General features: G+C 43.3%; 15 protein-coding genes. 1 reads left to right on the top strand and 14 read right to left on the bottom strand.

The genetic code is table 11. From position 1 onward, the window contains the following. Positions 1–469: 469 nt before the first annotated feature. The 3 genes from ABE547_RS14360 to ABE547_RS14370 are packed head-to-tail and all read right to left on the bottom strand — an operon-like array spanning position 470 to position 1,285. Entirely contained in the window at positions 470–766 is a 297-nt protein-coding gene (locus ABE547_RS14360) for a DUF3847 domain-containing protein (RefSeq protein ID WP_002584328.1), read from the bottom strand. After that, positions 759–1,100, bottom strand: coding sequence for a DeoR family transcriptional regulator (locus ABE547_RS14365; RefSeq protein ID WP_002584329.1), 342 nt, complete (start codon positions 1,098–1,100; stop codon positions 759–761). Before ABE547_RS14365 ends, ABE547_RS14360 begins: the two co-directional genes overlap by 8 nt. Next, positions 1,097–1,285 (bottom strand): hypothetical protein, encoded by a 189-nt coding sequence (locus tag ABE547_RS14370; protein WP_002584330.1) that lies wholly within the window; start codon positions 1,283–1,285, stop codon positions 1,097–1,099. Before ABE547_RS14370 ends, ABE547_RS14365 begins: the two co-directional genes overlap by 4 nt. A gap of 483 nt (positions 1,286–1,768) precedes the next feature. On the opposite strand from ABE547_RS14370, the gene ABE547_RS14375 reads away from it, so the two are divergent. Next, on the top strand, positions 1,769–2,575 hold the full coding sequence (locus ABE547_RS14375; protein ID WP_002584331.1) for a helix-turn-helix transcriptional regulator: 807 nt from the start codon (positions 1,769–1,771) through the stop codon (positions 2,573–2,575). Positions 2,576–2,693: 118 nt separating this feature from the next. Here ABE547_RS14375 and ABE547_RS14380 read toward each other — a convergent pair whose 3' ends face one another. From ABE547_RS14380 to ABE547_RS14430, 11 genes are all read right to left on the bottom strand, one after another. Then, the gene (locus tag ABE547_RS14380) at positions 2,694–3,185 is read right to left on the bottom strand and encodes an aminoglycoside-2''-adenylyltransferase (RefSeq protein ID WP_002584332.1); all 492 of its coding nucleotides are present in this window, start codon (positions 3,183–3,185) and stop codon (positions 2,694–2,696) included. A gap of 51 nt (positions 3,186–3,236) precedes the next feature. Continuing rightward, on the bottom strand, positions 3,237–3,614 hold the full coding sequence (locus ABE547_RS14385) for a TnpV protein (RefSeq protein ID WP_002584333.1): 378 nt from the start codon (positions 3,612–3,614) through the stop codon (positions 3,237–3,239). After that, positions 3,574–3,846 (bottom strand): helix-turn-helix domain-containing protein, encoded by a 273-nt coding sequence (locus ABE547_RS14390; protein WP_002584334.1) that lies wholly within the window; start codon positions 3,844–3,846, stop codon positions 3,574–3,576. The genes ABE547_RS14385 and ABE547_RS14390 overlap by 41 nt, the downstream gene beginning before the upstream one ends. Before the next feature lie 154 nt (positions 3,847–4,000). Then, entirely contained in the window at positions 4,001–4,159 is a 159-nt protein-coding gene (locus ABE547_RS14395) for a Maff2 family mobile element protein (protein WP_118440657.1), read from the bottom strand. Between the two features lie 121 nt (positions 4,160–4,280). Beyond that, positions 4,281–6,167 carry a VirD4-like conjugal transfer protein, CD1115 family gene (locus tag ABE547_RS14400; RefSeq protein ID WP_055054077.1) on the bottom strand — a complete coding sequence of 629 codons (1,887 nt, stop codon included), beginning with the start codon at positions 6,165–6,167 and terminating at the stop codon, positions 4,281–4,283. After that, a complete protein-coding gene (locus ABE547_RS14405) occupies positions 6,164–6,655 on the bottom strand; it encodes a PcfB family protein (RefSeq protein ID WP_026650181.1) in 492 nt (163 codons plus the stop codon). The genes ABE547_RS14400 and ABE547_RS14405 overlap by 4 nt, the downstream gene beginning before the upstream one ends. 70 nt (positions 6,656–6,725) lie before the next feature. Next, positions 6,726–7,478: a phage antirepressor KilAC domain-containing protein gene (locus ABE547_RS14410; RefSeq protein ID WP_236877370.1), complete on the bottom strand. Its 753-nt coding sequence runs from the start codon at positions 7,476–7,478 to the stop codon at positions 6,726–6,728. Further along, on the bottom strand, positions 7,447–7,896 hold the full coding sequence (locus tag ABE547_RS14415) for a hypothetical protein (protein ID WP_026650179.1): 450 nt from the start codon (positions 7,894–7,896) through the stop codon (positions 7,447–7,449). The genes ABE547_RS14410 and ABE547_RS14415 overlap by 32 nt, the downstream gene beginning before the upstream one ends. Positions 7,897–7,909: 13 nt before the next feature. Further along, positions 7,910–8,320 carry a single-stranded DNA-binding protein gene (locus tag ABE547_RS14420; RefSeq protein WP_049946959.1) on the bottom strand — a complete coding sequence of 137 codons (411 nt, stop codon included), beginning with the start codon at positions 8,318–8,320 and terminating at the stop codon, positions 7,910–7,912. 761 nt (positions 8,321–9,081) lie between these two features. After that, complete coding sequence (locus tag ABE547_RS14425; protein WP_033120014.1) at positions 9,082–10,386, bottom strand: tyrosine-type recombinase/integrase; 1,305 nt, start codon at positions 10,384–10,386, stop codon at positions 9,082–9,084. Positions 10,387–10,389: 3 nt separating this feature from the next. Next, positions 10,390–10,626 carry a helix-turn-helix domain-containing protein gene (locus tag ABE547_RS14430; RefSeq protein WP_033120015.1) on the bottom strand — a complete coding sequence of 79 codons (237 nt, stop codon included), beginning with the start codon at positions 10,624–10,626 and terminating at the stop codon, positions 10,390–10,392. Between the last annotated feature and the right edge of the window lie 348 nt (positions 10,627–10,974).

Consider the following 10,974-nt stretch of genomic DNA (forward strand, 5'->3'; position numbering starts at 1 on the left):
ATAAACTTGGCATACAAGGATTCTCCTTTCGTTAAGATCATTGGTTTTTCGTCAACTCCAATATATCATATCGAAGTGAATCCTTGTATTTTATTTGTTACCTATCTATTGTATCCCAACATTATAAAAATTTAACAAATCGCTTATAATACAATCATATAACTTTACGCATTCCTTACTGACCGTAAAATTCCGATTTATTGCTGACTTTATTATACTTTATTGCCTATCGAAAAGATAGCATATTTTATGAAACTTGTCGGCTGGGAACAGCTTGCAACGCAAGGTGTCCCCAGATGACAAGTCCACAAAAGGGTAGCTGGCGGTAGCCAGCGCAGGGGAAGCGTAGCGTCCCCTGTATGATTTGGAGCAGACCATGACTGCGAAAAATCACAGCCCTCCGGCAAGGAGCCTTCGGAGAACGCAATGCACCAACCTTTGGGTGGTGTATAATTGCGCCCTTAGTAAACTAAGGGGTTTCCGGCTTCTCACGTTCCAGCAGTTTCTTCAATAGTTCCTGCGTGTCCTGCCTGTGAAAAATGAGTGTCAACAACAGCATGACATCATCATCTGTCAGGCGTTCCGGCTCTTGCAGAAAACTTTCCAGCATACCGCCACGAGTACAGAGCCGGTGTGTCCGTTCTTTTCGGGTAAGCTGCTTTAGCTGGTGCTGCAATGCCTTTTCATCATTGATGGCTTTCCGCAGTTTCTTTTCACTCTTTTCCAACTCTCGGTTGAGCTTTTCCAGCTTTGAGGTATCAGGCAAGGGCAGCGTCCTCCTTTCCCGGTATCAGCACATAAATCCTGTTTGGTTCTCCAACGCCCTGACGCACTCGCATGATCAGTCCGGCGGTTTCCAGTTCATTCAGAGAACGCTTGACCGTCATGGGGCTGCGGGACAGGACTGCGGCAATGGCTGTGACAGGGAAGCAGATAAACAGGATTCCGTTCTCGTCCTCCTGTCCGTTGGATAGCATAGCGTCCAACATCCGGCAGTACATGACCTTTGCGGTGCTGCTGACTGGAAATCCTGTCAACGCTCTGGGAAAGGGCATACAGGGCGGCAACGGTGTGCCTATCGTCATAAATTCAAAATTCATTCGGTGTGTTCCTCCTTTTTCTTTGCTCTTTTGGATAAATAACGGGGGCAGTCAACCACAACCGCCCGGAAGCTCTGCTTGCACCCATGCTTGCATTTCCGGCATAATTCGTTGTAAGTGACACGCCCCCGGTCATTGAGGTAAAAAGAAAGCTCATGCTTCCTCTTTTTGCTCATTCTCGGCATATTGCGTTTCCTCCCGTTTTAGTGTATAGTTTCGGGGCGATTTTCGGCAAAATTACGGTCATAGAGCCGTCTAAAATCTCCAGAAGTATCAGCAATAGGGTAGACTATCCCCCTATCAGATTGTCGTGTTTCGGTATCATTTCGGTATCAGTTCGCCAGTTCTCCCCGGTGTCGTTCCTCCCCTGAATCTCACAGCGGCGTATTGCTCCCTTTGGTACGCTCGTTTCGGTCAGGGTTCCTCCATATCCCTGCCAAAAGTCATGGCGCTACATCGCCGGGGAAGCATATCCCACACAGGCTGGTCATTCGATTGGAATAATCCATCGATGAACTACCTGTATCATAGAACATTTTTGTGCCCTGTGCCGTATGTCCACAAAGTAGGAATTAAGGGTAAAAATCAGAAATTTCCACGATTGCGGAAAGTATGATATAATCCAGTTAAGCGGCAGTAATGAAACCGCCGGAAAGGAGCGTGCGCCCATGAAAGGAGCGACAAGCATACAGGAACGCCTTTGGGAACTCCGCAAGGACAAAGGCTTAAATCTGGAAGAATTATCAGAGCTGACGGGCATTTCCAAATCAGCTCTTGGCAGTTATGAAAAAGAGGATTATAAGGAAATCAATCATGGCAACCTTATCACGCTGGCAGACTTCTATGGGGTTTCCGTTGATTATCTGCTGTGCCGGACAGAGAACCGGGAGCAGATCAACACGCCACTAACAGAGCTGCATTTGAATGATGAGATGGTGGCACTTCTGAAAGGCGGTCGGATTAACAACCGTCTGCTCTGTGAGCTTGCCACTCATAAGGACTTTATCAAGTTTCTTGCGGACATTGAGATTTATGTAGATGGGATTGCCACCATGCAGATTCAAAACCTCAACGCCCTTGTCGATACTGTCCGGCATGAAATCATTGAACGGTATCGCCCCGGCGAAGACGACCCGCATTTGAAAGTGCTGCAAGCCGCCCATATCAGCGATGATGAATATTTCAGCCACATGGTTCTTGATGACCTCAATCTCATTATCCGGGATATTCGGGAAGCCCACAAAAAGGACAGCGAGAGTGCGCCCCAGACCACCGTTGCCGATGAATTGAAAGAAAATTTGGAAGCGGTTGAAAATTTCAAGGGCAGTCGGGATGAAAAGCTGGTTGTCCTTTACTGCAAGCAGCTCGGCATCAACTATAAAAATCTGTCAGACGAAGAATTTCGCTGGCTCATTCGGATTCTACAAAAATCAAAGAAAACAGGAACTCCTATCAGTCAAAGGAAAAAACGGTAAAGAAAAACCGCTGTTGCATGGTTGTGTTTGCTTCCATGTAGCAGCGGTTGGTGCTATACTTATTCAGTTAAAATTTCAAAGCGATAAAGTGGAATTTATCTTAGAAATTACAGCAATGTTATTTTGATAAACTTTCAAGAATTGAAATATCATGCTTATCTTTATCTCTTAATTCATAACCTGAATGGAAAACTCTTTGGCCTTTTAAGGATATACAAGGAATTGTTTTTCCTTCAAAAAAAGCACTACCAAAGTAATCTTTTTCAAACTCATACCAGCCACCCTCTAAATCAGCTTGTTTTGAAGTTCCGTCCTCACTTAAAACGAACGGGTGAATGTCTAAGTAACCAAGTTCATCACTATATAACTCTATTCTAACCGGTTTCCAGTCTGTATCAATTTTATAGCCCAGATTCAAAAGCACATTTAACAATTTTTCCGTATGTTGAGCATCAAAATTTATATCTATATCTCTATGAATTCTTGTTTGTTTACCAGCTAAAATATCTACACCCCATCCGCCATCCAACCAGTATGTAATTCCAGTATTTTCGAATAATTCTATTACTTTCATTAAATCTTCTTTTGTTGTTATTTCTTTTCTACCCATACAAAGTCTCCTTTACAACTTCTAATTTGTAATAATCATTCTACCATACCGTTATGAATAAATCATCTCATGTAAAACAATTTCTTCTGCCCGGTTGTGAATGTTATTGCAACGCTGCACCCATTCCATTTGACGGGTACGCTTCAATTCCTCGGTCACGCCCTCGGCAGCTTTCATCTGCTCCATGATGGTGTCTAACCGTTTCTGTGCCTGTTCGTTCAGGTCTGCAAGATATGTCCACAATTCCCCGGTCAGGGTCAATGTGTGTAATCTGGCTGGGCAGACTTCTCTTAAATATTCCCGGTGCATCCGTCCGTACTTTCCGATGGGGCGGTGTTCCTCCGGCAACTTCAAGTCCGGGATGTAGTAATCTCCAACAAGGATATAATCAATTCCGTTTTCTTTTATTCTTGGTTTCAATTCGCTCATGTTCCTTACCTCCTGTGGAAGCAGGCTCGTCTGGTACTAACTCAATCACATCGGTAATCTCACAATTCAGCGTTTCGCAGATACGGGCTAATGTATCCATGCTGATGTGCTTTCCCTCTTTGCTCATGTTGGCAATCATATTTGTTGTCATACCAGCGGCAAGCCTTAAATCCTCTTTTCTCATATCACGCTCTAACAGTGTGTGCCAGAGTGGTTTATAGCTGATGTGCATATTGTTTTCCTGCCTTTCTATCCATACCACCGGAGCGGCTGCCCCGGCAGGAACTTTTCTCTTATTATAGCACCAATCTTGTGAAATCACAATTTATTCTTGTAGCCTGCCGCTGATACCGTCTGGATTGGCTTTTCCTTTCTTTTTGTTCCCTTTAATTAGCCATGAACTGTTTGATGCCCTGGCTCTTAGCACCGGGATTGTCGTTTCCATATCCTTCCAGAAGGTTTACGACACCCCACACGCCAAGACCTGCGCCGATTGCGACTACAAGAGTTTTTAAAGTTGTAATTGCACTGCTAAAAAATGCCATATACATTCACCAAAACTGACTTCTTTCAGGTGTTTACGGGAACGAAAATACACCGACTAAAAAGCCGGTGCACCTAGTGTCAGTTATTCCTTTCCTCATTATTTTCTGTTCATTCCCAAGGTTACTCCGACAGTTCTACATGAATTACTTCCACCTCTTCTTCAGATTTCGGTGTATACTGCGGATTTAACTCTTTCTCAACTTTGTACCGGTTCTTCTCGTTTTCATCTGCAAGAAGCCGATAGTTTTTGTGTTTCGTGATATCATATTTGTCCGAGAAAAATGGTCTGGCACCACGGATCTGCAGGATACATTTTCCTCCATCCATGACTGCAATCTCATCTTCAGTCATCAGCTGTTTACCTGTTTTCTGGTAATTCAATCCAAAAGACTTCTGATTACTCCTCGTCTCCGAAGTGTTATACAGGTCAATGGTTTCCTTACCCAGAAGCTCGCTCATTTCCTTTAAGGTAGTTTTCTCTTTTCCTCCAAGAAATAGTGTGGTATCACAGTTACCCAGAATAGTATCTGCACTATCCTTATACATTGCCTTTAGCTGACTCTGTGACTGCAAAATAATAGAAGCAGAGATTTCCCTGCTTCGGATGGTTGCAATCAGCTTGTCAAACTGAGGAATTTGTCCAATATTGGCAAACTCATCAGCAATGACACGCACATGAACTGGCAGTCTTCCACCATATTCATCATCTGCTTTGTCACAAAGCAGATTGAAAAGCTGTGACTGTAACATGGCAATCACAAAGTTAAAGGTTGTATCTGTATCGGACATAATCAAAAACAAGGCTGTCTTCCTGTCCCCAATCTTATCCAGTTCCATTTCATCATAAGACATGATCTCACGAAGTTCTGCTATATCAAATGGTGCCAGCCTCGCACCACAGGAAATAAGAATACTTTTGGCTGTTTTGCCAGCCGCCATTTTGTATTTTTTATACTGTCTGACCGCAAAGTGCTGCGGATCTCTTTCTTCCAGTTCCTGGAACATCATATCCACTGGATTCTGGTAAGTTTCATCCTCTTCACGGGTTTCGCTTTCATTCAAAAGATCCAGAAGGGTATTCAGATTCTTTTCCTCTTCATCTCCTTCATACCAGATAAAAGCAATCAATGCCGTGTACAACAGCTTCTCTGCTTTCACCCAAAAATCTTCGGAAGCTTTTTCCCCTTCGCCTTTGGTATTAACAATAATTGTTGTAACCAGCTTCAGGATATCTTTTTCAGACCGTATATAAGCAAATGGATTGTAATGAAGCGATTTGGAAAAGTTGATAGTATTCAGAACCTTAATCACATATGGTTCGTGTACCACTTTTCCTGATTTATCTTTCATAATATTTCCATTCTTATCTTTCTTAGGTGGTCCCTTTGCTAACATCTTCCCGCACTCCTCGATCAGAGTGCCTTTCGGATCTGTAATGACCATGGAACAGTTCATCTGCATGACTGACGGCTTAACGAAAAATCGAGTTTTTCCGGAACCACTGCCGCCAATGACCACTATATTTTTATTTCTTGCATACTTTGGCTGTTTAGGTCTACTTTCCATAGTCAATGCTTCTGTTGCTGTTAATGGAATATTCATCCAGGGATCTTCCGACATATAAGGTTTAATATCCTCAGCGTTTCCCCATCTGGCTGAACCATACTCGATTCCTTTCCGGAGTTTCTTTGCATCTGACTGTTTCTGCCATACCAGTAATTTCAGAATGACAGCTGCTACAATTCCTGTCAGCATATCACGCCAGTTAAAACTTGGCTGCAATCCAGTAAGAATCCTGTCTGCATGTTCCATCGCATATAATAGCTTGTTCCCAATATCTTCTCCCAGACTGTTTCTGTAAAGAAATGATGCCCGATTTGTATAAAAAGCAGTTAAGATATATGGGATATTGGTAAGAACCAGTTTCTTTTTATCCAGGGCGGACAGCCTGACCCTGATCTTATTCTTCCATTTTTGCATCAGATTTTTACCGATTTGCTTTTTCATCGGCTCTGCTCCTGATGCCGGTTCTTTACTTTGTCCTTCGATTTCTTTGGCATCATTGCTCTGTAAGTTGCAAGACGCTTGTGAATAGAAGGCTTATTCGCTTTTTGAATCTGTTTCTGGGAAAACTCACGGAAAGCAGCATTGAGGGCATCCTGATCACGTCCTTTAAAAAACACCAGATACATCGGTGGATCTTTACTCTTATCTTTTTTCAAAGCATAATTGATCCCGTATTTTCTGGCATAACGTTCAAAGGACTTGATATTCTTATTTGTGATCTCGATATTGACCATCCCGGCATTTTGTTTTGCCAGCTCTTTTACCGTGACCTTTCCCTGTTTCGGCTGATTCTTCTTCGCTTTCTTCTCTACCGATTTCTGCTTCTGATGACGCAGATAAGCAGCAAGAACCTTTTTCAATAAATCTGCTGTTACTTTGGTAGTCCGAATGCAGAACGTGACCGTTTTCTGAGTTACCTCTTCCTGCATGATTTTCCCTCCTTTCAGCGATTTAACTGCTGTCCAGATCTGTAATCATGGCAACCACCTCCTTCATTCTTTACTCTTCCTCCGCACACAACGCTTTAAAAAATTCTTTTCCTTTTGGTGTAACCAATGTCTGTGAACCAAGATGTCCATTGTTAAAATAGTCTTTTACAATAAACAGATCATTGTTCTTCTCCACCGCATAGGGTAACAGCGTGCCGGATGGACTCCTATATAGAAATCCTCTATTTAAAAGAAGTTTCACAAATTTTCTTTCTGGAAATTCAATCTCTTTTGCCGTCGTTCGAATATTGGTGCATTCTCCTGTAATCATGAAATGATCATAATAATCTGCTTTTGGCTGCATATCCTTTACACGATTTTGCAATTCTCGATTTCGATTGTTTTCTGCCAAAAGTCTCTCGGCAAATTCCAAAAGAAGTTCCGGGTTATCTTTTACCCTGTCTAAAAGATCGGTCTCTAAATATCCGCCTGTTTTCCTAATAGCCGGAAGTACCTCATCAAATACCCACTTCTCAAAATTCTGTGCTGACTTTAAACGACTTTTTGTAATCAGCCGATATACATCTCCCTCTGGAATAAAAATCATTGGCTGTACCCCACCTGATGTAAGGACGCCCCGTTTCAGGGCCCCCTTGCAATGAACATTTATCGCATTTCTTGGTTTTGCATATCCCAAAGCAAATGCTACATCAATTCCAGAAAATAAAAGTCTGCCTCCATCTACAATCATACGGATGGAACCAAACTCCGAATTGTGAAACTCTGTGATTTTATAATCCGTCTTCTCCATCCTCTTCTCCATCCTCTTCTCCTCCTGAACCGGCAAGTAACATCAAACCATTTTCAATGATTGTGCTCCTAATAAACTCTGCTACATTCACGGTTAAATAACCAAGATATTCTGCAAGGAAACTACTATATTCCTCTTCTGTCAACAATTCCTCCAGTGCTTCCAAATGAGCTGTCACTTTAGAAGTCTGCTTTCCGCCAAGCAGCTTGCCTAATATTTCTGTAAATTCCTCTGTGTCACATGACTCAAACATACATAAGATCATCTCCATTGTTGTTTCCAAAACCAAACGATCCATTTTCATTTGCGTCAGCTCTTCCATTGTTTTCATGGCAGTCATAAGCGCATCACTTGTCATATGTTCTGTATTGATTCTTCCTTCTGAATCAACCAATCCTATTGCAAATAATTCTAAAAAGTATTTTCTCATAAATCTTGTCCTCCTATCGAAATGGCATTTCTTGTTCAAGTTCTTCTGGTATATCGAATGGAATCTTCCTCTTCTCTGCTGGTTGAAATCCGTCAGATTCTTCTTTTTTTGTTTTGGCTTCTGCAAACTCTACATTATCCATAATGACTTCGGTATAATAGGATGCAGTTCCAGTCTGTTCATCTTTGATCTGAGAGATTACCAACTCTCCGGAAAGAGCAATCTTAATTCCTTTTTCAAGATATTTCTCCACAAATTCTGCATTATTTCCATAAGCTGTGATCATCACTACAAATGCTTTGCTTGTGCGATTTCTTTTTACTACCAGTGGAAACCTAGATACTTTGGTTTGTCCCTTTTGCGTAGATGTCAGCTTAGTTTCTGGATCTCTGGCAAGTCTACCCATTAAAACAATCGTATTCATTCTTTTTGTCCTCCCTTTCTTCCTGCAACACCCTTCCCTGGTATTTCAAACAGGATAATAATCTGTGCATTTTCTGCACGAAAAAATGAGGAATGGATTCGAACCATTCCCCACTTGCTACAGGATTTCTCCTGTAATATAAATAAGAAAATCTAAGTATTCACATTTGGGCTTTGTCTGTACATATACATCTGATCGTTATCATTCCAGATAACCCGGCTGTAAAAATACAGTCACAGTCTCTGTTTCAGCAGAGGTCCTGTACCCTTCGGTGGTATCATTATTGCTTCGCTCTTCCCGTAGGAGTCTTCGCCTGCACGAGCCGGATTATCTCCGGTAAGCATGTTCCTCAAGATGTATCAGCTCCTTCAATTGTCAAGGTGCAATCGGAAGAACTGTCTGAACCTCTTTTACGTTTGTGATTTTTGGAAATCAGAGGATTTTCAATTTGCCTTCCATATACTCTGTATTGGGAGCGACAAAATCGGACATGATTTTAGAAATTTTTTGAAATTATTTTTTGAAGTGTAAAAAGATATAAAAAATAGTAGAATTTTTCTCTCTGCCGCAAGATGATTTTAGGTCGGTTGAGGGATTAGAAAACGCCGGAAACCCGCATAAACTCTATGTTTTTGCGCGTTCTCGGCGTTTCTTTTATCGCCTGTGTTAGTGGTGCTTTTTCGGTAAATGGTGCCCAAATGGTGCCCAAATCCCACGCGGGGCTATAAAACGGTATAAGAAGCGGTAAAGAGATACAGCGGTTAAAGCTCTAAATCGCTGCTCTTTTTCTTTGCCGCGCTCTTTGCTTTCTTCGGCTCGGCTTTCTCTGCCTTTGCCGGGTCTGCCTGTTTGACCGCCCCATGATAAGCGTCTAAGACTTCTTTTTTGCGTTCAAGCCGCACGTCCACATAACGGGCGGTAACAGCTTCAAAGTTCATAGACAGCCCAAGCGATACGCCGATACCCGCAAGTGTATGTCCTAACACTTCGCCTACGGTGTAGAAGTCGCCTGTCAGTTGGTGCATATTTGTAGCTGCTGTATGGCGCAAATCGTGAAAGCGGATATGCGGCATATCCAAATCTTCAAGCAGCTTTCCAAACTGGGAAGATACCCACGACGCGGAGATAGGGGAACCGTCCGGCTTCGCTACAACAAGGTCATTGTCATAGTAAGGCTTTCCGTCCTTTTCTGCCTGTTCGCGCTGCGCTTCCTGCATAGCAAACTGTTTGAGAAAGAACGGGCGGGCAAGCTCTGTGATAGGCAGCTTTCGCCCGTTGGATTTCGGCGGTGCCATTTCCTCAATGACTTTTGTTTTTGGCGGTACCTTAAAGGGTAGCTGCTCGGAAACGTCAAAGGTGTTGTTTTCCAAATCCACATTGCGCCAACGCAAGCCCAGGATTTCAGAACGGCGCATACCGTAAAGCCCGCCTAAGATAACGGGCATTTCCCAAACGGTACCCTCGACGCGCTGCATAAGGGCTTTTACCTGTTCCGGCGTGTACGGGTCGGGGGTCTTGTCGCTCTTTCCAAACTTCGTAAGCGTGTCCTTTGCTGCGTTTGTTTCGATATAGCGGTATTTCCGGGCATGGCTCAACGCCACGCTCAAAACACGCTTTGCCCCGGCTGCGGTGGACGGTTTCAAGCCTTTGTCAATAATCTGCTGAAACATTTTGTCTACCATAGCGGGGGTAAGCTGATTAAGGGCAACGCCGCCGATATATGGCGTGATGTAGTTTGCAATCGTTCTTTTGTACCCGTCGTAAGTAGAGGGGCGCAAGTTCACTCTTGCATAGCTTTCTACCCATTCATTCAGATAGCTTGCAACGGTCTGTTTCCGCTGTGAAGCGATAGACGCAATCTGTCCCGGATTATGGAGCTTTGCTTTCATCTCTGCTTCATGCTGCGTTGCTTCCTTTTTTGTTGGAAAGCCCTTTTTTGAATAGGTTTTCTTTTCCCCATTCGGGGCGGTGTACTTTATATTCACGTCGTAAACTGTACCCGGCCGCCCGGTCAGTACGCCGTTGCTGTCGCGTTTATTCTTAACCTGCCTTGTTGATATAGCCATAGCTTAACCTCCCTGTCGTGCCGGGGGCTTCGCTGTCGTCTTTGCCCTGTGGTACCAGTCCCAGATTGCAGCGTCAGCTATCAAACGACGGTTTCCATTTTGTATATATTCAAGCTCGCCACTATCCATAAGCTCGCGCAGTTTATTTTCCCCGATACCGCTAATCTTGCTCATTTGCTCAACGGTCTTTAACATAGGGAATACAGGGATAGCGGGGCTTGCTGTTTCCTTTTTTGCCATAGGAAAATACCCCCTTTCATAAATGGCTAAAAAGTCAAGTTACAAAAAGTGGGCTTTAACCGGGCGGCTGTTAGCACAACCTCGCGGGAATTGCACCCCTGCTCATTTAAGGCAGCTTTACCCATTGCCTGCGACGCTCTGAACGCTCGGACTGTGGCTGTAAAGGCTTATCTCCCCTCAATGCGTGTTGTCGCCCGCAAGCTGCTAACTTGCTTCCCGTCGCGGTGTGGTGTGGTATAAAAAAAGTTGACATCTTATTCTCAAGGATTTCATGATAGAATCAAGAGAATAAGGAGGTACTCAAAATGGCACGTAAATATGACCATGAATACAAAGTACAGGCAGTTA

This window comes from Dorea sp. YH-dor226 (genome assembly GCF_039832105.1).
In the GTDB taxonomy this organism is placed as follows: domain Bacteria; phylum Bacillota; class Clostridia; order Lachnospirales; family Lachnospiraceae; genus Dorea_A.